This window comes from Citrobacter farmeri (genome assembly GCF_019048065.1).
Classification (GTDB): Bacteria; Pseudomonadota; Gammaproteobacteria; order Enterobacterales; family Enterobacteriaceae; genus Citrobacter_A; species Citrobacter_A farmeri.
Genome location: NZ_CP077291.1, coordinates 2,037,056 through 2,059,271, shown reverse-complemented (window position 1 = coordinate 2,059,271; position 22,216 = coordinate 2,037,056). Strand labels below are relative to the sequence as shown.

The following is a 22,216-nucleotide window of genomic DNA, read 5'->3' as shown; positions in this document are numbered from 1 at the left end:
TGGTCGAGAATAACGCCACTGCCCAATTCTGCCCGGCAGTCTCGTCATTCATTAAGGTTTCCCTATTCGCTGTCCGGAGACCTGAAGGAAGAAGGTTTTATGCTAAAACGTTGTCTCTCTCCGCTCACGCTGGTTAACCAGGTGGCGCTCATTGTGATGCTCTCTACCGCCGTAGGCGTAGCGGGTATGGCAGTCTCTGGCTGGCTGGTTCAGGGCGTACAGGGCAGCGCGCACGCCATCAATAAAGCGGGTTCTTTGCGCATGCAAAGCTATCGCCTGCTCGCCGCGGTGCCGTTGAGCGTTGACGACCAGAAACTGCTTAATGAGATGGAGCAAACGGCGTTCAGCCCGGAGCTAACCCGCGCGGCAGAGCGCGACGGCCAGCAGGAGCAACTGCGCGCACTCCAGGATTACTGGCACCGTGAACTCTCCCCCGGACTACTGCACGCCGGGAGCAGAGAAGCCGTCGCCGCCGACGTTAACCGGTTCGTCACCAGCCTTGATCAGCTCGTCTCCGCGTTTGATCACACCACCGAAATGCGCATTGAACGCGTGGTAATGGTGCACCGGGTGATGGCGATTTTCATGGCGCTGCTGCTGGTCTTTACCATTATCTGGCTGCGGGCGCGGCTTCTTCAGCCGTGGAAACAACTGCTGTCGATGGCCCGTGCCGTCAGCCAGCGCGACTTTACTCAGCGCGCACATATCGGCGGGCGCAATGAAATGGCGATGCTCGGCGACGCGCTTAATAACATGTCAGACGAACTGGCAGAAAGCTATTCAGTGCTTGAACAGCGTGTCCGGGAAAAAACCGCCGGGCTGGAGCAGAAAAACCAGATCCTCTCTTTCCTCTGGCAGGCGAACCGCCGTCTGCATTCACCGGTGCCGCTTTGCGAACGTCTCTCCCCGGTGCTAAATGGTCTGCAAAACCTGACCCAAATGCATGACATCGAATTGCGGGTGTATGACCAGGAAGATGAAGAGAACCATCAGGAATTTACCTGCCAGTCCGATCTCAGCTGCGATGACAAAGGGTGCCATCTCTGTCCGCGCGAAGCGCTGCCGCAGGTTGAAGGGGGAATGACGCTGAAATGGCGCTTAACAGACACCCATACCCAGTACGGCATTTTACTGGCAACCCTGCCCCAGGGGCGTCACCTGAGCCACGATCAGCAGCAACTGGTGGATACCGTGGTGGAGCAACTCACCGCGACACTGGCGCTGGATCGCAATCAGGAACGCCAGCAGCAGTTGATTGTCATGGAAGAGCGTGCAACCATTGCGCGCGAACTGCATGATTCTATTGCACAATCGCTGTCCTGTATGAAGATGCAGGTCAGTTGTCTGCAAATGCAGGGAGAGATGTTGCCGGACAGCAGTCGCGACCTGCTGAGCCAGATCCGCAACGAACTGAACGCGTCATGGGCGCAACTGCGTGAACTGTTGACGACGTTCCGTCTACGGCTGACCGAGCCTGGTTTGCGTCCGGCGCTGGAAGCCAGCTGCCAGGAATACAGCGCCCGTTTTGGTTTTCCGCTGAGGCTGGATTACCAGTTACCCCCGCGTCTGGTGCCTTCGCATCAGGCGATTCACCTGCTGCAAATTGCCCGCGAAGCCTTAAGCAATGCGCTTAAACACTCTCACGCTGATGAAGTGGTGGTCACCGTGGCACTGAAGGGCAAGCAGGTGAAATTGACCGTACAGGACAACGGCTGTGGCGTTCCTGAGAACGCCGAACGCAGTAACCACTATGGCATGATCATTATGCGCGACCGGGCACAAAGCCTGCGCGGAGATTGCCAGGTACGCCGTCGCGAGACGGGCGGTACTGAAGTCGCTGTCACCTTTATTCCCGAAAAATACTTCACAGAAGTTCAAGGAGAAACCCATGAATAATCAGGAACCGGCAACTATCCTGCTCATCGACGATCATCCGATGCTGCGTACCGGCGTCAAACAGCTTGTCAGCATGGCACCCGATATTACCGTAGTCGGTGAGGCCAGTAACGGCGAACAGGGTATCGAACTGGCCGAATCGCTTGATCCGGACCTGATCCTGCTCGACCTGAACATGCCGGGAATGAACGGGCTGGAAACCCTCGACAAACTGCGCGAGAAGGCGCTGTCCGGACGGATCGTGGTGTTCAGCGTGTCAAATCATGAAGAAGACGTCGTGACGGCGCTCAAGCGCGGCGCTGACGGCTATCTGCTGAAAGACATGGAACCGGAAGATCTGCTTAAGTCGTTACAACAGGCCGCTGCCGGGGAGATGGTATTAAGCGAAGCGTTAACGCCGGTGCTGGCTGCCAGCCTGCGCGCCAACCGTGCCACCTCCGATCGCGACGTTACGCAACTGACCCCGCGTGAGCGCGATATTCTGAAGCTTATCGCCCAGGGCCTGCCGAACAAAATGATTGCCCGCCGTCTGGATATCACCGAGAGCACGGTGAAAGTCCACGTGAAGCATATGCTAAAGAAAATGAAGCTCAAATCCCGCGTCGAAGCGGCAGTGTGGGTGCATCAGGAACGCATCTTCTGATTACTCCTCCGGGAGCAGCTTCCAGCGCGGATCGTCTTCTGGCATAGCCATGAACGGTTCAGTCAGCGAGAGCGTGATCTCATTGGAAGAGACGCGCTGCCCCTTCTCATCTTCCACCACCACCGACAGTCGCCAGCGATTACTCGCCCCTTCACGACCGTCCCAGGCCGGCATGATGACCGTCCAGCCCTCCGCACTTTCCGCATTTGCGCCCGCCGTCAGACTCAGCGCCTGCATATCTCCCTGCCAGGTGATATGGCGAATGCCATGCAGACTGCGTACCTGTAATTTTAACGCTACCGTTTCGCCCGAATGCAAATCCCACGGCGGGGTCGCCAGAAACACACTCAGCGTTTTACGCTGACGATATTCCATCGTCGGCAGGTTGTTACGCTGTGGGTTATCATAGCGGCTTCCGCGCAGCGACTGACGCTCTGCCACTTCGCTTGCAGCCAACTGTTTTTTCAACGGCACGCCGAAGCGGTAGTTCACGTTCAGTCCGAGGTTGTTCTGGCTGAGGCCGCTCTCCCCTTGCTTGTGCTGCGCGGTTACGGTCAACAGCGGGACCGGGGTGTAGTCCAGTCCCAGCTTCACCGCCACCGGATTGTGATAGCCCGTCCCGGAATCAAACAGATCAACGCTGTCGCCAAAATATTGCTCCACGCTGACGCGGGTGTTGAGAAATTCGTAGAACGGCATGCGCATTTCCGCCGTGACGTCGTAACCGCGCGCCATTCGTTGTTCCAGCGTCGGCGTATGGGCGCGCCATGAGGCAAACGGCTGGTAATAATTGGCCGACAGCCGCAGGTGTTCCCCCCACGCTTCGGCGCCCAGTCCGCCACGCTGAAGGTTTTCATCCAGCAGATTATCGTAGAAGGTGTTATAGCCGAGCAGCCAGCCGTCACGCGCCCAGCGCTGGCCGATACCCACATTGCTCACCAGTCCGTCATCCTGCTGGGTGAGCCCCAGTTGACTCCAGGTGAGGTAGCGTGAGTTATCCTGCCAGGGGACAAACCAGCTTCCGCGACTGCCGTTAAAATTGCCTTCGTTATTGACCTGTACGTTGACGCTGGCCTTACCCCACGGCGACAGCCAGGATTCCAGCTGCTGATTCACCTGCTCGCTCACGGCGTCACGCACCTGACCAAAGGCAAACTGTTTTGCCTGCTCGCCAGTGTCCAGACCGTTGTCGACCATGCTCGCCTCGCCAAAGGCTTTCACCATCTCTGCAAAATGTTTTTCGCTTTCATGCGATTCGGGAGCCATCCCCAGATCGGGCAAGCCGTCCTGATTATTATCAAAGGGATTTTCTGCCTGTTGCATGAAGGAGGATTGTGCACTGGCCGTACCGCCTGCCAACAGCAAGAGTAACCAGAGAGGGGCGGGATGCGATACAAAACGACTCAAATCGACGATAGCTTCTTACGGAGTTCAGTTAACTTAACACCCTAAAAGCTTACCTGACCCTGCATTGTTTTGCAGGCTTTCTCACATTTTCAGGAATATCCTTAAGCCAGCCAGATATTGCTTTTCGTCAGACTTTGATTGGTAACACTCCGCTGGCGGGGTAACATAACTGACTGACAAATCAAACCTCCCCGCTAACAGGAGTCAACATGCAAAAGATAGTGATCATTGCCAACGGTGCGGCATACGGTAGCGAATCGTTATTCAACAGCCTGCGACTGGCGATCGCATTACGTGAACAGGCAAGCGATCTCGACCTGCGACTGTTTCTGATGTCGGATGCCGTCACGGCGGGTTTGCGCGGTCAGAAACCCGCAGAAGGCTACAACATCCAGCAGATGCTGGAGATCCTTACTGCCCAGAACGTCCCGGTCAAACTGTGCAAGACCTGCACGGATGGGCGCGGGATCACGACTCTGCCGCTGATTGACGGTGTGGAAGTCGGCACGCTGGTGGAGCTGGCGCAATGGACGCTGACCGCCGACAAGGTTCTGACGTTCTAATTACACTTTTCAGGCGAGCTTGCTGAAACAGCCGGTTATTTCCGAATTTAATCTTATTGGGGCGTATCTTTACCAAAAGTAAGTGCGCCCGATCACGCTTTTCTCAGGCATTTTGTCACTATTGTTTAATCGTTATGCCATTTTTTGATCAAAATCAGCATCCAAAGCCTAACTCTTTGGTGTTATGCCTCATGGGTAAAATGTGAACAACATCACGCAGCACTTCCGAAGGGAAGTACGTTGTTTTCAATACGGGGTGAGAAATGGCATTAGTAAAGGCAAGTTTGAAGTTATTTGGTGGGGATACCGTGGTAGTACGCTGTTCAGAGCGTTGCCACATTCATCTGATGAGCGAGAAAAATCACGTTAAAGACACGCAGACCGACATATTAAGCGTGCAAAATCGTGATAACGCCTGGTTGACCGTACCCTATACCGGCGTCTGGAATGTGCTGATCGACAGCCATAGCCAGTCGCTTGAACATTCTATCAGTTATATCGCCGCCTGATACGTGAAATGCCCGGTAGCGCCTGCGCCTACCGGGTTTATATCAGCCTCAGGCAAAACCGGGACGCAACACACCTTCAGGCAGAGATTCACCTAACAACCCCCGAACGTTAGTCACCAGGTCGTTAAGGCACTCATCCTGCATCCCCAGTTTCTGCAACTCCTGTTCCAGCGAGAACAGATACTGCGCGTTGGTGCCAAGCGGCCCACTGGCGGCAGCAATCAGCGGGGCGATAATTTGCGCACGCGTGTCCGACTCATACAGCGGATGGCGCGGGTCCATAATAAACACCAGCGCATTCACCGTTCGCCCGTCGTCCAGCGCCAGATGGCACCAGGTTGGCAGATAGCAACCGGTGATCATTTCGCGCTTCCACAGCAGGGTTAACTCCTGCTCAAGCGAAGCATCCGGGAGACGATAGGCCACGCCAGTAGTGCGGCCGCCCTCTTTCAGTGCAAGCATTCGCCCCGGCTGGCACGCGGTTCCGCGCCCTGCCGTGAGACGCAGACAAAATGCCCGATGCCATCCCACCAGCGTACCGGTACATGACTCCTCAAATTCTAGCGCCGGGTTCCACATCAACGATCCATAACCGAAGATCCACACCGGTCCATCATCTGGTCGGCAGGCCAGGGTCGCCGCAAGGGACGCGGCACGTTGCTCTGCTGACCATAAGAGTGATTCTTCAATAGCACCAAATGCCGTCTTACAATCGGCATTCATCAAGAAATCACGCGTTAACACCTTACACCTCCGCCACTGCATACTTCCCTGCGACAACTTTTTGACGCCTTCCGGGCATTTTAACTGCTCATTTTGAAACCAATATCACGACAATATGCAATTCACGGGCCGCTTGCAAGGCTGCAACGATTGTGGGTAGCACGATTCGCTTACGCGTTCACGGGGGCAGTAGCGTTAAACCTTATAAGTTAAGTGGTTAGGTTTTCTTATGCCACTTATCATCTTCACCTTTGGCATACTCTTTTTTCACTGCCGCCCACGCGACTTTATGCGCGGTTTCTTCCCGACTGGCATCATCGCGGCGATCGGCTTTGTCTTTATACTGCTCCCACGCACTATTGAACGCTTCCTTGTAGATCGCCTGGGCATGGGCGGGTAAGACGTGCTGAACACTATCTGGTAGATCTTTTTTCGCATGATAAGGCATCATTGACTCCGCTTTTTGGCTAAACCTTAAGTGTGGTCAACCCTGGGCGCCTCTGCCAGTGCAAAGAGGTTTATTCACCCTGCCCCACCATAAGGCATTGTTATTTAAACACTCAAAAAGCAAGAGTTTCTCTTTCTGTCGTTTTGAAGGTGAAATGCCGAAATGCCGTAAAATTTCGTAAAATATCACCAGAAAGCCTGCATTTTCTGTTATTTTTGACAGGCTTTATTACATTTATAACTAAAATCGACCTGCAGAGATGGAGAGCATTCATGACACATGCACAAGAGGCGGTGAAAACCCGCCATAAGGAGACATCGCTTATTTTCCCGGTTGTGGCGCTGGTAGTGCTGTTCCTTTGGGGAGGCAGCCATTCACTACCAGCGGTAATCGGAATTAATCTTCTTGCCCTGATTGGTATTTTAAGCAGCGCCTTTAGCGTTGTTCGTCACGCCGACGTGCTGGCCCACCGCCTCGGCGAACCCTACGGTTCACTCATTCTCAGTCTGTCCGTGGTTATTCTCGAAGTTAGCCTGATCTCAGCCCTGATGGCGACCGGTGATGCGGCGCCCACGCTGATGCGCGACACGCTCTATTCCATCATCATGATTGTAACCGGCGGCCTGGTGGGCTTTTCTCTGTTACTGGGCGGGCGTAAATTCGCAACGCAGTATATGAATCTGTTCGGTATTAAACAGTATCTGATTGCCCTGTTTCCGCTGGCGATTATCGTGCTGGTATTTCCAATGGCCCTGCCCGGCGCGAATTTTACCACCGGCCAGGCGCTGTTGGTGGCCCTGATTTCTGCCGCGATGTACGGCGTATTCCTGCTCATTCAGACCAAGACGCACCAGAGCCTGTTTGTCTATGAGCACGAAGATGACAGCGATGACGACGACCCGCATCACGGTAAGCCCTCTGCGCACAGCAATTTGTGGCATGCCGCCTGGCTGGTGATTCATCTGATTGCAGTAATTGCCGTCACCAAGATGAACGCGAATCCGCTGGAGACATTACTGACTGAGATGAACGCCCCGGTCGCCTTTACCGGCTTCCTGGTCGCGCTGCTGATCCTCTCTCCGGAAGGGCTTGGAGCGCTGAAAGCGGTGTTGAATAATCAGGTACAAAGAGCAATGAACCTGTTTTTTGGTTCAGTGCTGGCCACCATCTCCCTGACGGTACCGGTGGTAACGCTGATTGCGTGGGCGACGGGGAATGATCTGGTGTTCGGCTTAGGCGCGCCGGAAATGGTGGTGATGGTAGCATCGCTGGTACTGTGCCATATCTCATTCTCAACGGGGCGCACCAACGTGCTGAACGGCGCGGCGCATCTGGCACTGTTTATCGCCTATCTGATGACGATATTTGCCTGACCTTTCAGGCAGAAAAAACCCCGCTGCGGCGGGGTTTTTTGTTTCTGCGAGACTTAGTTCTCGGTATCCAGCTCGTCGAAGCTTTTCACCAGATCGTCAATCGCTTTCATCTGCACAAGGAACTGTTCCAGCTTCGCCAGCGGCAGCGCGGACGGACCATCGCATTTCGCGTTGGCCGGATCCGGGTGCGCTTCAATAAACAGGCCGGCCAGACCAACCGCCATACCCGCACGCGCCAGCTCAGTTACCTGCCCGCGACGACCGCCAGAGGCCGCGCCGAACGGGTCACGGCACTGTAGCGCATGGGTCACGTCGAAAATGACCGGGCTGTTACCGGAGACTTTCTTCATCACGCTAAAGCCCAGCATATCAACAACCAGGTTGTCATAACCGAAGTTTGCTCCACGGTCACACAGGATCACCTTATCGTTTCCACCTTCATGGAATTTATCCACGATGTTGCCCATCTGACCCGGGCTAACGAACTGCGGTTTCTTCACGTTGATGACCGCGCCGGTTTTCGCCATCGCTTCCACCAGATCGGTCTGACGCGCGAGAAACGCCGGTAACTGAATCACATCCACAACATCAGCAACAGGCTGCGCCTGGCTGGCTTCATGAACATCGGTGATCACTTTCACGCCAAAGGTCTGCTTCAGTTCCTGGAAGATTTTCATCCCTTCTTCCAGGCCCGGTCCACGGTAGGAGTGGATAGAGGAGCGGTTGGCTTTATCAAAAGAGGCCTTGAACACGTAAGGGATACCCAGTTTCTGGGTAACGGTCACGTAGTGCTCACAAATGCGCATCGCCAGATCGCGCGATTCCAGCACGTTCATCCCGCCAAACAGCACGAACGGCAGATCGTTTGCTACCTTGATGTCGCCAATGCTAACCACTTTTTGTTTCATAGGATCGCCTTAATGATGAGTAAGAATGTCGATAAATTAATGCAGGACAATTTGCTTATGCGAGATGTTATTAATCTGCGCACGAATCATTTCGCTGATCGGGTCTTCCGGACACTGCTCAACGAAATAGCTTAAATCGGTCAGCGCGACATGTTCACATTCCAGTTGCGCATAAATTAAGCCCCGGTCACGTATTTCGTACGGATCTTCCGGGTTAAATTGCAGTAACGCTTCACTCGCACGCAGCGCCAGTTCCATCTGTTGTTCTTCCATTAAGGAAGATTTCAACGTGTCCAGCAGCTTGCGAATCACCTCTGCGTTATCCGCTTCATCGAGGTCTTCGTTAAATAACTCGGCGACCGGACTGATATTGCCCTTCAGCCACACTTCCAGCGTATGCTCATTCAACGTTTCACCGTTGAATGGGTTAATGAGCCACATTTCGCCTTCCATCGACTCAATACGCAAAATAAGCTGCGTCGGGAAAATCACCGGCACCAGCGGCAATGACAACCGGTTGGCGATCCATAATAAGATGGCCCCCAATGACACTGCACTTCCCTGGCGGTTCTTCAGTACCTGGTCAAGCCATAATGCGTCGGACAAACGGTAAACGCCGCGGGTGTCAGTAAAACCCCACTCGCCGTAGAAAAGTGCCAGCAATTTTTCCAGTTGCTCATCCTGTGACAACAGCTGGCTAATTTCTTCTTGCGCCAGGCTGACCAGACGTTCCAGCTCGTCATAGACAGTTTGCGAAGGAAAATCCAGGCGGATCGACTCCGATGCAAGGATCATCCCGTCGCACAATGGCGCTTTATTAAATTCGAAATCAGCTAACGACCTCATGACTTACCCCAGTAACGGTATTTTTGTGGTGGCGAGTTTAATGATGATGTACAGCACCACCAGCGCCAGCAGAAACGCGATTAACCGCGCCTGCCGACTGCGCGCCCGACGGTAATCGAGCGCAATAAAACCCAAAACGATGTAAATGATAACCCCAAACAGCTTCTCAGTCAGCCATGTACCCTGCTCCGTGAATGGCAGGATGTGCGTTTTAGCGATCAAACCCACGCCACTGAGCAGCAAAAAGGTGTCAACAACCGGCGGGACGACACGCGTCCAGCGCGCGTGCGCCCGCACAGAGTGGCATTCACGCCATCCATATCGCAATACAAACAAACTAATGGAAAGCGCAATACTGAAGAGGTGAACGCCGAGCAGGAGCGTAATGCTGTTCATACGGGCTTACGTCCGAGCGTGATGCGCTCGTTGTCGCCATAATCACGACAGGTTTCTACCGCCTGGTAGCCCGCACGAATGAAGGCGTCACGCACGGCTGCGCCCTGCTGCCAACCATGCTCGAGCAGCAGAAAACCGCCAGCTTCCAGCCGCGCGCGAGATTGTTCAATAATGTGCACAATGTCGGCCATTCCGCTGTCACCGGCGACCAGGGCGGTCAACGGTTCGAAGCGAACATCACCCTGCGTCAGATGCGGATCCTGTTCATCAATGTACGGCGGATTGCTGACAATCATCGTGAACGGCCGATCCGGCAAGGCGCTAAACCAGTCGCTTTGCTGGATGTGAATATTATTAATGGCCAGATGTGCGGCATTACGCTGCGCCAGTTCAACGGCATCCGGCATCCTGTCAACCGCTGTAACCTCGCAGTCAGGGCGCTCGGACGCCAGCGCCAGCGCAATCGCACCGGTGCCGGTTCCGAGATCGAGAATACGACATGGGCCTGATGGCAGCCGCGCTAACGCCTGTTCCACCAGACATTCGGTGTCCGGACGAGGGATCAGCGTTGCGGGTGAGACAAACAGCGGCAATGACCAGAACTCACGCACGCCGGTTAAGTGCGCAATCGGCTCACCTCGCTGACGGCGAGCCAGCAGCGTTGCCAGTTGCGCCTGCTGGACATCGGTCAACGGCGTTTCGCCAAACGCCAACAGATACGTGCGCCCTTTTCCGGTCACGAATTCGAGTAAGATCTCAGCATCGCGGCGCGGGCTTTCACTCTCCTGTAGCTGGCTTATCGCCTCATGTAACCAGTGCTGAAAATCCATTATTCCTGCTCGGACAGCGCTGCCAGTTGATCGGCCTGGTATTCCTGCACGATCGGCTCAATCAGCATATCCAGTTTGCCTTCCATTACTTCATCCAGACGGTAGAGCGTCAGGTTGATGCGGTGATCGGTCACCCGCCCCTGCGGGAAGTTGTAGGTTCGGTTACGGTCGCTACGATCGCCGCTGCCCAGCAGATTGCGACGCGTTGAGGCTTCGGCCTGCTGACGTCTTGCCACTTCGGCTGCGCGAATACGCGCCCCCAGCACCGACATCGCTTTGGCTTTGTTTTTGTGCTGAGAACGTTCGTCCTGACACTCCACCACAATGCCGGTCGGCAGGTGGGTGATACGGATGGCGGAATCGGTGGTGTTAACGTGCTGGCCCCCCGCCCCGGAAGAACGGAAGGTATCAATCCGCAGGTCGGCCGGGTTGATATCCGGCAGTTCGGCTTCCGGCAACTCCGGCATCACCGCCACGGTACAGGCAGAAGTGTGGATGCGACCCTGCGATTCCGTTGCCGGGACGCGCTGCACGCGATGTCCACCGGATTCAAACTTCAGACGTCCGTATACGCCGTCGCCGCTGATCTTGGCGATAATCTCTTTATAACCGCCGTGCTCGCCTTCGCTGGCGCTCATGATCTCCACGCGCCAGCGCCGCGTTTCAGCATAGCGGCTGTACATACGGAACAGATCGCCGGCAAACAAAGCGGCTTCATCGCCGCCGGTCCCGGCGCGAACTTCCAGAAACGCATTGTACTCATCGTCCGGATCTTTCGGCAGCAGCAGTACCTGTAACTGCTGTTCCAGTTGTTCGCTTTTGTCTTTCGCTTCGCGCAGTTCTTCCTGCGCCATTTCACGCATTTCAGGATCGTCGAGCATCATTTGTGCTGTTTCGATATCGTCCTGAATCTGTTGCCAGTCCGTAAAACAGCGAGAAACATCGCTTAGTTGTGCATACTCGCGCGACAGTGCGCGAAAACGTTCCTGGTCTGCGATGGTTCCCGCATCACCCAGCAGCGCCTGAACTTCTTCATGGCGTTCATGCAGGGCTTCCAGTTTGGCAACGATAGAAGGCTTCATAGGCGTAAATGCACCTTGTAGAAAGAAGGGTGTGTTGCTACTCCAGCCCGAGGCTGTCGCGCAAAATATTCAGGCGTTCGTCATCCCCGTCACGGGCGGCCTGCTGAAGAGATTTGGTTGGCGCATGAATCAGGCGGTTGGTCAGTTTCCACGCCAGATCCTGCATAATGGCCTGCGCGTCGCCGCCCTGTTCCAGAGCAGCAAGCGCCTTCGCGGTCAATTCATCACGTACCTGCTCAGACTGACTACGGTATTCACGAATGGTTTCACTGGCACCCTGAGCGCGCAGCCAGGCCATAAACTCGCTGGTTTCCTGCGCGACGATCGTTTCGGCTTCCACCGCCGCGGCTTTGCGCTGCGCCAGGTTGTGCGAAATGATGCTTTGCAGATCGTCAACGCTATAGAGATAGGCGTTAGCCAGTTTGCCGACTTCCGGTTCGACATCGCGCGGAACGGCGATATCCACCAGCAGCATCGGCTGATTGCGACGGCTTTTCAGCGCGCGCTCCACCATCCCTTTGCCGATGATGGGCAACGGACTGGCGGTTGAACTGATGATAATGTCGGCTTCTTGCAGACGTTCGTCGATATCGCTGAGCGCAATGACTTCGGCACCGACTTCATCGGCAAGAACCTGTGCCCGTTCGCGGGTGCGGTTGGCGATAATCATCTTCTGCACTTTGTGTTCGCGCAGATGACGCGCCACCAGTTCGATGGTTTCGCCCGCGCCAACCAGCAGCACGGTAACCGCGGAAAGCGATTCAAAGATCTGGCGCGCCAGCGTACAGGCGGCAAACGCAACGGACACCGCGCTGGCGCCGATATCGGTTTCCGTACGGACTCGTTTGGCGACGGAGAAAGATTTCTGGAACATGCGTTCCAGCGCGCTGGCGTTCAGGTGGCCTTTCTGCGAATCCGCAAAGGCCTTTTTCACCTGACCGAGAATCTGCGGTTCACCCAGCACCAGCGAATCCAGACCGCTGGCGACACGCATCAGGTGACTGACGGCGTCGTTATCCTGATGCCAGTAGAGGCTGTTGCGCAGCTCCTCTTCGTTGAGATTATGGTAGTCGCATAACCAACGAATCAGCGCCTCTTGCAGATTGTCCTGCTCTTCCACGCTGAGATACAGCTCCGTGCGATTGCACGTCGACAAGACTACGCCGCCCTGCACCATTGGCTGCGCAAGCAGGCTTTCCAGCGCCTGATCGAGCGTGTCCGGCGAAAACGTTACGCGTTCTCGCAGCGATACAGGTGCCGTCTTATGGTTAATGCCGAGCGCTAAAAGGGTCATGTCTGCGGGAGTAGTACCAGCGTTGATATGGTTAGTCTGCTCGCATCATACAGGATGCGCGGAATCAATAAAAGAGAGTGCCCCCTTTTGGAGTAATAGCTTACCGCTTAAATTAAGATAACGTGAACGTAGACGATATACCCGCACAGCGCTAGCATTAAGGGTTATTATTGCAACGTATCACAAGGATTCGTCATCATTATGACCCTGCCTGTTTTTCGCCTGATCCGCCTGCTTCCGCTGGCAAGCCTGGTTCTGACCGCCTGTACGCTCAACGCGCCGAAAGGCCCGGGAAAGAGTCCGGACTCGCCTCAATGGCGGCAGCATCAGCAGGATGTCCGTCAATTAAATCAATATCAGACGCGCGGCGCGTTTGCCTATATCTCTGACGAACAGAAGGTTTATGCACGCTTTTTCTGGCAGCAGACCGGCCAGGATCGCTATCGTCTGCTGCTAACCAACCCACTTGGCAGCACCGAGCTTGAACTGAATGCCCAGCCGGGCAATGTGCAGTTAATGGATAACAAAGGCCAGCGTTATACCGCAGACGATGCCGAAGAGATGATTGGCAAGTTGACCGGTATGCCGATCCCACTGAACAGCCTGCGTCAATGGATCCTCGGTCTTCCGGGCGACGCCACCGACTATAAGCTTGACGACCAGTATCGTCTGAGCGAAGTGAACTACCGCCAGGACGGTAAGAACTGGAAAGTGGTCTACAGCGCGTACGACAGTAAAACCACCCCGGCGATGCCCGCTAATATGGAACTCTCCGACGGCGCTCAGCGTATCAAGTTGAAAATGGATAACTGGATCGTGAAATGATGACCCACTGGCCCTCTCCGGCAAAACTGAATCTGTTTTTATACATCACCGGACGGCGTGCGGACGGTTATCACACGCTGCAAACCCTGTTTCAGTTCCTCGATTATGGCGACACCATCAGCCTGGAGCCGCGCCGCGACGGCGAAATACATCTCCTGACGCCGGTTGAAGGCGTAGCGCATGAAGACAACCTGATCGTCCGCGCCGCGCGATTACTGATGAAAACGGCCGCAGAAAGCGGTCGGCTGCCGGCGGGCAGCGGCGCAGATATCCGTATCGAAAAGCGTCTGCCGATGGGCGGGGGACTGGGCGGAGGGTCATCTAATGCAGCGACCGTGCTGGTCGCGCTGAATAACATCTGGCAGTGTGGTTTGTCGCTGGACGAACTGGCCGCGCTGGGATTAACGCTCGGTGCTGACGTTCCGGTGTTTGTCCGCGGGCACGCCGCCTTTGCTGAGGGTATCGGAGAGCGCCTGACGCCGGTAGAACCCGCCGAAAAATGGTACCTGGTGGTGCATCCAGGCGTCAGTATTCCTACGCCGGTAATTTTTAACGATCCCGACCTACCCCGTAATACGCCAAAAAGGTCAATAGAAACGTTATTAAAATGTGAATTCAGCAATGATTGCGAGGTTATCGCAAGAAAACGTTTTCGCGAGGTTGATGCGGCGCTTTCCTGGCTGTTAGAATACGCGCCGTCGCGCCTGACTGGTACAGGAGCCTGTGTCTTTGCTGAATTCGATACAGAGTCTCGTGCCCGGCAGGTGCTTGAGCAAGCCCCGGAATGGTTTCATGGCTTTGTGGCGAAGGGGGTCAACCTTTCTCCACTCCATCAATCCATGCTTTAGCCGGGCAAGCTGAGTTTCGGTGACAACGTCACCTTGTTCCAGACGTTGCATCGCGCTCTTTAATACACCGCATGGAGAGAGTCCTGCCTGGCCCGCACAGTTTTTGGCAAACTCTTTCCACCAATGGACGCATGCCTGAGGTTCTTCTCGTGCCTGATATGAAGCTTTTTGCTGGTAACGCCACCCCGGAACTAGCACAACGTATTGCCAACCGCCTGTACACTTCTCTCGGCGACGCCGCTGTAGGTCGCTTTAGCGATGGCGAAGTCAGCGTACAAATTAACGAAAATGTACGCGGTGGTGATATTTTCATCATCCAGTCCACTTGTGCTCCAACGAACGACAACCTGATGGAATTGGTCGTTATGGTTGATGCCCTGCGCCGTGCTTCCGCAGGCCGTATCACCGCCGTTATTCCTTACTTTGGCTATGCGCGTCAGGATCGTCGTGTACGTTCCGCCCGTGTACCGATTACGGCAAAAGTTGTCGCTGACTTCCTGTCCAGCGTCGGCGTTGACCGCGTTCTGACCGTTGACCTGCATGCTGAACAGATCCAGGGCTTCTTCGACGTACCGGTTGATAACGTATTTGGTAGCCCAATTCTGTTAGAAGATATGCTGCAGCTGAACCTGGATAATCCGATTGTGGTTTCCCCGGATATCGGTGGCGTCGTGCGTGCCCGCGCTATCGCTAAGCTGCTTAATGACACCGATATGGCAATCATCGACAAACGCCGTCCGCGTGCTAACGTTTCTCAGGTGATGCACATCATCGGTGACGTAGCAGGTCGTGATTGCGTACTGGTTGATGACATGATCGATACCGGTGGTACGTTGTGTAAGGCAGCTGAAGCGCTGAAAGAACGTGGTGCAAAACGCGTATTTGCTTACGCAACTCACCCGATCTTCTCAGGCAATGCAGCAAATAACCTGCGTAACTCAGTGATTGATGAAGTTGTTGTCTGCGATACCATTCCGCTGACCGACGAAATCAAAGCACTGCCTAACGTGCGTACATTGACCCTGTCGGGTATGCTGGCCGAAGCGATTCGTCGTATCAGCAACGAAGAATCAATTTCTGCTATGTTCGAGCATTAATCGAACCCGGTTCAAAAACCCGCTGCGGCGGGTTTTTTCGTCTATAACCTTTATTTGTATGACTTATGCCTCCTTCACCTGCCAACCAGCTATGAGTTGACAGATGATGCGCTCATGGATGAAACATTATTGTGAACAGAATTTTTTCCTCACATGTGATGCCTTTCCGCGCCCTCATCGACGCTTGTTGGAAAGAAAAATATACCGCCTCACGGTTTACCCGTGATGTGATTGCCGGGATCACCGTCGGGATTATTGCCATCCCGCTGGCGATGGCACTGGCTATCGGGAGTGGTGTAGCGCCGCAGTACGGACTTTATACCTCCGCTGTGGCGGGGATTGTTATTGCCTTAACCGGGGGGTCGCGTTTTAGTGTCTCTGGCCCGACCGCCGCGTTTGTGGTGATCCTCTACCCCGTTTCGCAACAGTTTGGACTTGCAGGTCTGCTTGTCGCGACGCTGATGTCCGGGGTCTTCCTGATCCTCTTTGGCCTGGCCCGCTTTGGCCGCCTGATTGAGTACATCCCGGTTTCGGTGACCTTAGGTTTTACCTCAGGGATTGGTATCACCATTGGTACCATGCAAATCAAAGATTTCCTCGGTCTGCAGCTGGCCCACGTACCGGAACACTATCTGCAAAAAGTCGGCGCGCTGTTTATGGCCCTGCCGACCGTCAACCTGGGTGATGCCGCCATCGGCGTGGTCACGCTGGGCACCCTGATTTTCTGGCCACGTCTGGGCATTCGCCTGCCGGGCCACCTGCCCGCCTTGCTCGCCGGCTGCGCCGTCATGGGAGTCGTTAACCTGCTGGGCGGCCACGTTGCCACCATTGGTTCTCAGTTCCACTATATTTTGGCTGACGGCACTCAGGGCAGCGGGATCCCGCAACTGCTGCCGCAACTGGTGTTGCCGTGGAACCTGCCGGATTCTGATTTCACGCTGAGCTGGGATTCCCTGCGCGCCCTGCTTCCGGCGGCCTTCTCTATGGCGATGTTGGGGGCGATTGAATCCTTGCTCTGCGCCGTGGTCCTCGACGGGATGACCGGAACCAAACACAAGGCCAACAGTGAACTGATTGGTCAGGGGCTGGGCAACATCGTCGCCCCCTTCTTCGGCGGGATTACCGCAACGGCGGCGATTGCCCGTTCCGCGGCGAACGTCCGCGCTGGCGCAACATCTCCTGTCTCCGCCGTGATCCACGCGCTTCTGGTGATCATGGCGCTGCTGGCGCTGGCACCGCTGCTCTCCTGGCTACCGTTGTCGGCAATGGCGGCCCTGCTACTGATGGTGGCATGGAACATGAGCGAAGCCCACAAGGTGGTGGATTTGCTGCGGCATGCGCCCAAAGACGACATCATTGTGATGATGATGTGTATGTCGCTGACGGTGCTGTTTGACATGGTCATCGCCATCAGCGTCGGGATTGTGCTGGCCTCATTACTGTTTATGCGCCGTATCGCGCGCATGACGCGCCTGGCAGCGGTAAACGTCGAGGTGCCAGAGGATGTGCTGGTGCTGCGCGTGATCGGCCCTCTGTTTTTTGCCGCGGCTGAAGGTTTGTTCACCGATCTGGAGTCGCGCATTGAAGGCAAGCGTATCGTCGTGCTGAAGTGGGATGCGGTACCCGTGCTGGATGCCGGGGGTCTGGACGCCTTCCAGCGCTTTGTGAAAAGATTGCCGGAAGGGTGCGAACTCCGCGTAACAAACGTGGAGTTTCAGCCGCTGCGCACAATGGCGCGCGCCGGTATTAAGCCAATCCCAGGACGTCTGACCTTCTTCCCGAACCGCGACGCGGCGCTGGCTGATTTATAATCTTTTGCTGTTACCGGTCTGTTCCTGTACGGGCCGGTAACATTTTCCGCTTTGCACGCTGTTTTTCCTTTCCTGAGTTGTTATTATCCGCCTTCTGTTCCTGAGAATAAGAGTGGCAATCTGTGATTCCCTTTACCATACGTGAAATGACCGGAGAGGATATTCCGGCGGTTCAGTTATTTCTGACACAACATTTAAATGAATTCTTTGCTGCTGACAGACCTGTCCCCTCTGCCGGAGAAGATGTTTTTCACCTGCGACAGCAGTATATTCAACAGGAGCGGAATTTATTGCTTTGCGCCTGGAGTGACAAGCATGAACTTATTGCTACCCTGGCCGTCTGCCAATATGACGACAGAATAGCGGAACTTCGTGGACGTTATATTTTGACAGAGACGGCAGAAATTTGTCGCTGCTATGTGGATAAACGTTATCGCAGGCAGGGGATTGGTCGCCAGTTACTCGCTTTTGCTGAAACATTCTGCGAGCAACAGCAATACACCCTATTATACTTACATACCCACCATTTTTTACCGGGTGGTTATTCCTTCTGGCAAGGTAATGATTTCCAGGTAGTGATGGATATGCACGACGACTGGCAATTAGTGCATATGGAAAGATCACATAAATTATCATGACTAAGAATATTAGTTGATCAATGTCAATTAATTCTCATTTAGCTTTTCATAATGACCTTTAGCTATCCCAAATTTTATTATTGAACACCAAATAACTACATGATATTTAACAATTAAATACTCAACCCGGCCATTTTAGTCTCATTTATCCTTGTGATTGATCTTGTTAACAATTGCCGATACAGTCTTTTCCGACAGCATTTCATTACACCAACATTGTAGTGAATAGGAACATGGTGCGGATTATTCTAATCCCATGCCATGACTGCCCCCGCAACTGTAGGCGGATGCAGAATATCCTCGTGCAGCATATTTTGTTGCAGGCCACTGTAAAGCGAATCTTTATGGGAAGGCCGATATTCTGATTACCGTGAGTCAGGAGACCTGCTGTCAAATTTATACCCATTGAGTGGACGGGATGGTCCATGGGATGATTTATTTGACATCAGCCACCGTGAAAGGGTGAACCGGTTTTCTGACTGAACTGCATACTTCTATTATTTGCATAAGGTCATGCGCAAATTTCACGATGTCATGTCATCTATCGTCATGAACTCTCCCGATATATGGAACGACATAATCCATGACCAGACGTTCAGATTCTGGCATGAACGGGATGATAATAATGCACGCTAATTTTACCTCTTTATCTTATAAAAAAACGCTTCTGGTTGTTGCAGGTACCGCACTGTTTCTCACCTCAGGTCTTTCTCATGCAGCAAAAACGGAATATCCCTTGACGATAAAAAACTGTGGTCGGGATATCACCTTTAACGCGGCACCAAAACGTGTTGCCACCGTGGGACAAAACAGTACAGAGATCCTGTATGCACTGGGTCTGGCTGACCGTGTGGTGGGCACGTCGCTATGGTTCGGGCCAGTACCCGACGCGTATAAGGCGGCAAATGACAAGATTGCCGTTATTGCGCAGAACATCCCCAGCTTCGAAGGCATCATTGCCAAAAAACCGGATCTGGTCGCCAGCCAGTTCGAATGGCAAATCGGTCCTGCCGGTACCGTGGCGTCTTACGAACAATTCAGTGAATTGAAAGTGCCGGTGTATACCGCACCGGCAGACTGCGCGAAAGATAACGAAGATGGCGGTGACGGCGTCCGCAAAGGCATGTTTGATATCGCGATGGTCTATCAGGAAGTCGCCGACTTAGCGACAATTTTCGACGTTCAGGATAAAGGTGAAGAACTGATTGCCAGCCTTAAGGCGCGCGAAGCCGCCGCGAAAAATAAAATCGCCGGGATGGAGAGCAATGTCTCCGCTGTCTTCTGGTTCTCAAGCGCCGACCTGCAACTTGATCCTTACGTTGCCGGGAAATTAGGTCCAGCGGCCTGGATTGCGCAAACGCTGGGCGTCAAAAACGTCATAGACTCTGCCGAAGAGTGGCCGACAGTGGGTTGGGAAACCATCGCCAAAGCCCAACCCTCGGTGATTGTGCTGGGGGAAATGAGTCGCCGTCGTTTCCCTGCTGATGACTGGCAGGTGAAAATGGATTACCTGAAATCCGATCCGGTCACCCAACTGATCCCCGCCGTAAAAGCCAATCATCTGCCCGTGATTGACGTACAGACCATGAATGCTGGTATCAGAACCATTGACGGTGTTGAAAAGCTGGCGGATGCCCTGGTTGAGTATGGCTTAGCGCATCCTCAGGCCGCGAAGTAATCCTCGTTTCGCGCCAGATCCTGCCGGGTCCGGCGCGTTTTATGCACTCCGAAACACAGGTTACTATGAGCGATTTACGCAGGACGCGTCACGCCGTCAGTCGGTTAGCGGTTAATGTTTGCGGTCATGCCCTCTGGGTTAGCGTGCTGATGTGCGCTGTTCTGCTGGCAGGGATCGCCATTGGCGAGACATTTATTCCCTGGCAGCACGTGCTCAATACGCTGGCGAACCGTCTGTTTGATACCCATTATCCGGTTGATGCGCTGGACGCCGGGATCGTCTGGAACTATCGCCTGACCCGTGCGTTAGTCTCCGCCAGTTGTGGTGCCTGCCTGGCCGTGTCGGGCGCGGTCTTACAGTCCTTACTGCGTAATGCGCTTGCCGAGCCCTATCTGCTGGGCATTTCAGCCGGGGCGTCTACCGGAGCCGTGCTGGTTGCGCTGACCGGACTGGGCGCTGGCATGATAACCATGTCGTTCGGCGCCTTTATTGGTGCCCTGACCGCCTTTCTGTTTGTGGCCTTGCTGGCCGTTGCCGCAGGCGGCAGGCAGGGCGGCGGCATTACCACGCAAATCATTCTTGCCGGTATTGCCAGTTCTCAGTTATTCAATGCCCTGACCTCACTGATCATCACCCGCTCCGCCAACGCGGAACAGGCGCGCGGCATTATGTTCTGGTTACTCGGGAATCTGAGCGGCGTCCGCTGGCCGGACGTAGTACTGGCGATCCCCACCGCGCTGGCTGGCGTCGCGATTTGTTTCTGTTATGCCCGTCATCTGGATGCCTTCTCCTTTGGCGCGGAATCCGCGGCATCGCTGGGTATTCCGGTGAAACGAACCCGTGGCGTGCTGATTGCCGCCGTGACCGGTATGACGGCCGTCATGGTTTCCATCGTCGGCGCCATTGGCTTTGTCGGGCTGGTGATCCCCCATGCCGCCCGCCTGTTGGTAGGCAATCAGCATCATCGACTGCTGCCCGTCAGCGCGCTGATCGGCGCGATATTTCTGATCGTCGCCGATGTTATTTCCCGTACGCTGCTCCCAGGACAAGTTCTGCCAATAGGCGTTATCACGGCGCTGGTCGGTGCGCCCGCGTTTTCCATCATCCTGATCAGAGGAAACCAGGCTAAATGACCGTCAATCCTGTACCGACTCCCGTTGCCGCCAGGGACGCCATCATTCAGGCACAGCGCCTGCACTGGCAGGTGAAAGGCAAAATGATTGTCAATGATGTCTCACTCAGCGTGGCGGCGGGTGAGTTTGTTGGCATTATTGGCCCCAATGGATCCGGTAAAACATCGCTGATTTCTCTGCTGGCCGGTCTGCTGAAGCCCACCGCCGGTCACATCCTGTTGCAACAAAAATCGCTGCACCGTTATTCTCGCCGCCAACTGGCACAGCAGGTCGCGCTGGTCGAGCAGCAGGCGGAAACCAGTGAACGCCTGACCGCGCTTCAGGCCGTCTCGCTGGGGCGAACGCCGTGGCTGAGCCTGCTGAACCCGTGGTCGGGCAACGATGACGACATCGTCCAGACCATGCTGGAGAAAGTCGATCTTCAGCATCTTCGCCACCGCTGCTGGCACACCTTTTCCGGCGGCGAAAAGCAACGCCTGCATATTGCCCGCGCCCTCGCGCAACAGCCGCAACTGTTACTGATGGACGAGCCTACTAACCATCTCGATATTCAGCATCAGATTGGTCTTCTCAGCCTGGTGAAACGCGAAAAGCTGACGGTTGTCGCCGCCCTCCACGATCTCAATCATGCCGCCATGTTCTGCGATCGCATCATCGTGATGAACGCCGGTCGTCTGGAAATGCAGGGCCGTCCCTGCGCCATTTTCACCCGCGACAATCTCCGCGCCTGGTTTGGTATTGACGCTATCGTCGAGCACGATCCGCAGGGTGCGACCTGTTTTATTCGTTACCAAAGACCTGAAGGAGCATAAGGAAGATCCCATGAAATATGTCAAACAAAGTCTGAAAGCGTTGTGTCTGCTGGCCCTCACCACCTCCGCTTTCGCGCAAACCCACGAAGTGCTGATGAAGAATCGAGGCTCAGCGGGACCCATGGTCTATGAGCCGGACTATCTGGAGATTCAACCTGGCGACACGGTGAAATTTATCCGCAAGCATAAAAGCCATAATGCCGCCTCAATTGCTGAGCTGTCGCCTGCGGGCTACCCGGGATTTATCGGCAAAATTGATGAAGAGATCGCGGTGAAATATGACGACGCGGGATTCTACGGCATTAAATGTACCCCGCACTATGCACAAGGGATGGTGATGCTCATCAAAGTCGGCGACGCCACCCTGCCGGACACCTACCGGGCATTTAAGGCGCCAGGGATCGCTGATAAGCGCTTCCAGGAGATCTATTCGCGCATTGAAAAACAGTAAGGGAG

23 protein-coding genes and 1 riboswitch are annotated in these 22,216 nt (G+C 54.6%); of the genes, 14 read left to right on the top strand and 9 right to left on the bottom strand.

Features of this window, described 5'->3' with window-relative positions; translation table 11 throughout:
* Positions 1–99 precede the first annotated feature (99 nt).
* The gene (narX, locus tag I6L53_RS09740) at positions 100–1,896 is read left to right on the top strand and encodes a nitrate/nitrite two-component system sensor histidine kinase NarX (protein ID WP_042318616.1); all 1,797 of its coding nucleotides are present in this window, start codon (positions 100–102) and stop codon (positions 1,894–1,896) included.
* Positions 1,889–2,539: a two-component system response regulator NarL gene (gene narL / locus I6L53_RS09735; protein WP_042318615.1), complete on the top strand. Its 651-nt coding sequence runs from the start codon at positions 1,889–1,891 to the stop codon at positions 2,537–2,539. Before narX ends, narL begins: the two co-directional genes overlap by 8 nt.
* On the opposite strand, the gene I6L53_RS09730 is transcribed toward narL, so the two are convergent.
* Positions 2,540–3,946, bottom strand: a complete 1,407-nt coding sequence (locus I6L53_RS09730; RefSeq protein WP_042318614.1) for a YchO/YchP family invasin — start codon at positions 3,944–3,946, stop codon at positions 2,540–2,542.
* A gap of 209 nt (positions 3,947–4,155) precedes the next feature.
* On the opposite strand from I6L53_RS09730, the gene I6L53_RS09725 reads away from it, so the two are divergent.
* A complete protein-coding gene (locus I6L53_RS09725; protein ID WP_042318613.1) occupies positions 4,156–4,509 on the top strand; it encodes a DsrE/DsrF/TusD sulfur relay family protein in 354 nt (117 codons plus the stop codon).
* A 263-nt stretch (positions 4,510–4,772) separates the two neighbouring features.
* Positions 4,773–5,018 carry a DUF1883 domain-containing protein gene (locus I6L53_RS09720; RefSeq protein ID WP_042318612.1) on the top strand — a complete coding sequence of 82 codons (246 nt, stop codon included), beginning with the start codon at positions 4,773–4,775 and terminating at the stop codon, positions 5,016–5,018.
* Between the two features lie 48 nt (positions 5,019–5,066).
* Here I6L53_RS09720 and I6L53_RS09715 read toward each other — a convergent pair whose 3' ends face one another.
* Both I6L53_RS09715 and chaB read right to left on the bottom strand, forming a co-directional pair.
* Complete coding sequence (locus tag I6L53_RS09715; protein ID WP_042318611.1) at positions 5,067–5,762, bottom strand: gamma-glutamylcyclotransferase; 696 nt, start codon at positions 5,760–5,762, stop codon at positions 5,067–5,069.
* 196 nt (positions 5,763–5,958) lie between these two features.
* Positions 5,959–6,189: a putative cation transport regulator ChaB gene (gene chaB / locus I6L53_RS09710; protein WP_042318610.1), complete on the bottom strand. Its 231-nt coding sequence runs from the start codon at positions 6,187–6,189 to the stop codon at positions 5,959–5,961.
* A 272-nt stretch (positions 6,190–6,461) separates the two neighbouring features.
* On the opposite strand from chaB, the gene chaA reads away from it, so the two are divergent.
* Positions 6,462–7,562 (top strand): sodium-potassium/proton antiporter ChaA, encoded by a 1,101-nt coding sequence (gene chaA, locus I6L53_RS09705; RefSeq protein WP_042318609.1) that lies wholly within the window; start codon positions 6,462–6,464, stop codon positions 7,560–7,562.
* A 53-nt stretch (positions 7,563–7,615) separates the two neighbouring features.
* Here chaA and kdsA read toward each other — a convergent pair whose 3' ends face one another.
* The 6 genes from kdsA to hemA are packed head-to-tail and all read right to left on the bottom strand — an operon-like array spanning position 7,616 to position 12,918.
* Positions 7,616–8,470, bottom strand: a complete 855-nt coding sequence (gene kdsA, locus I6L53_RS09700; RefSeq protein ID WP_042318608.1) for a 3-deoxy-8-phosphooctulonate synthase — start codon at positions 8,468–8,470, stop codon at positions 7,616–7,618.
* Between the two features lie 36 nt (positions 8,471–8,506).
* A complete protein-coding gene (gene sirB1, locus I6L53_RS09695) occupies positions 8,507–9,316 on the bottom strand; it encodes an invasion regulator SirB1 (RefSeq protein ID WP_042318607.1) in 810 nt (269 codons plus the stop codon).
* Positions 9,317–9,319: 3 nt separating this feature from the next.
* Positions 9,320–9,712, bottom strand: coding sequence for an invasion regulator SirB2 (sirB2, locus tag I6L53_RS09690; protein ID WP_042318605.1), 393 nt, complete (start codon positions 9,710–9,712; stop codon positions 9,320–9,322).
* Positions 9,709–10,542 carry a peptide chain release factor N(5)-glutamine methyltransferase gene (gene prmC, locus I6L53_RS09685; protein ID WP_042318603.1) on the bottom strand — a complete coding sequence of 278 codons (834 nt, stop codon included), beginning with the start codon at positions 10,540–10,542 and terminating at the stop codon, positions 9,709–9,711. Before prmC ends, sirB2 begins: the two co-directional genes overlap by 4 nt.
* A complete protein-coding gene (gene prfA, locus I6L53_RS09680; RefSeq protein ID WP_042318601.1) occupies positions 10,542–11,624 on the bottom strand; it encodes a peptide chain release factor 1 in 1,083 nt (360 codons plus the stop codon). Before prfA ends, prmC begins: the two co-directional genes overlap by 1 nt.
* Positions 11,625–11,661: 37 nt before the next feature.
* Positions 11,662–12,918 (bottom strand): glutamyl-tRNA reductase, encoded by a 1,257-nt coding sequence (gene hemA / locus I6L53_RS09675; RefSeq protein WP_042318599.1) that lies wholly within the window; start codon positions 12,916–12,918, stop codon positions 11,662–11,664.
* A gap of 201 nt (positions 12,919–13,119) precedes the next feature.
* Here hemA and lolB point away from each other — a divergent pair, with 201 nt between their 5' ends.
* From lolB to I6L53_RS09630, 9 genes are all read left to right on the top strand, one after another.
* Positions 13,120–13,743 (top strand): lipoprotein insertase outer membrane protein LolB, encoded by a 624-nt coding sequence (lolB, locus tag I6L53_RS09670; protein ID WP_042318597.1) that lies wholly within the window; start codon positions 13,120–13,122, stop codon positions 13,741–13,743.
* Entirely contained in the window at positions 13,740–14,591 is an 852-nt protein-coding gene (ispE, locus tag I6L53_RS09665; protein ID WP_042318596.1) for a 4-(cytidine 5'-diphospho)-2-C-methyl-D-erythritol kinase, read from the top strand. Before lolB ends, ispE begins: the two co-directional genes overlap by 4 nt.
* A 149-nt stretch (positions 14,592–14,740) precedes the next feature.
* Positions 14,741–15,688 (top strand): ribose-phosphate diphosphokinase, encoded by a 948-nt coding sequence (gene prs / locus I6L53_RS09660; protein WP_001518537.1) that lies wholly within the window; start codon positions 14,741–14,743, stop codon positions 15,686–15,688.
* A gap of 131 nt (positions 15,689–15,819) precedes the next feature.
* Complete coding sequence (gene dauA, locus I6L53_RS09655) at positions 15,820–17,499, top strand: C4-dicarboxylic acid transporter DauA (protein WP_072015683.1); 1,680 nt, start codon at positions 15,820–15,822, stop codon at positions 17,497–17,499.
* Positions 17,500–17,645: 146 nt separating this feature from the next.
* Positions 17,646–18,137, top strand: coding sequence for a GNAT family N-acetyltransferase (locus I6L53_RS09650; RefSeq protein WP_042318593.1), 492 nt, complete (start codon positions 17,646–17,648; stop codon positions 18,135–18,137).
* A gap of 178 nt (positions 18,138–18,315) precedes the next feature.
* Positions 18,316–18,543: riboswitch (cobalamin riboswitch) on the top strand.
* Positions 18,544–18,762: 219 nt separating this feature from the next.
* Complete coding sequence (locus I6L53_RS09645; protein WP_042318591.1) at positions 18,763–19,815, top strand: ABC transporter substrate-binding protein; 1,053 nt, start codon at positions 18,763–18,765, stop codon at positions 19,813–19,815.
* A 65-nt stretch (positions 19,816–19,880) separates the two neighbouring features.
* Positions 19,881–20,948 carry a FecCD family ABC transporter permease gene (locus tag I6L53_RS09640; RefSeq protein WP_042318700.1) on the top strand — a complete coding sequence of 356 codons (1,068 nt, stop codon included), beginning with the start codon at positions 19,881–19,883 and terminating at the stop codon, positions 20,946–20,948.
* A complete protein-coding gene (locus I6L53_RS09635) occupies positions 20,945–21,760 on the top strand; it encodes an ABC transporter ATP-binding protein (protein WP_042318589.1) in 816 nt (271 codons plus the stop codon). The genes I6L53_RS09640 and I6L53_RS09635 overlap by 4 nt, the downstream gene beginning before the upstream one ends.
* A 10-nt stretch (positions 21,761–21,770) precedes the next feature.
* Positions 21,771–22,211, top strand: coding sequence for a pseudoazurin (locus tag I6L53_RS09630; RefSeq protein WP_042318587.1), 441 nt, complete (start codon positions 21,771–21,773; stop codon positions 22,209–22,211).
* Positions 22,212–22,216 lie beyond the last annotated feature (5 nt).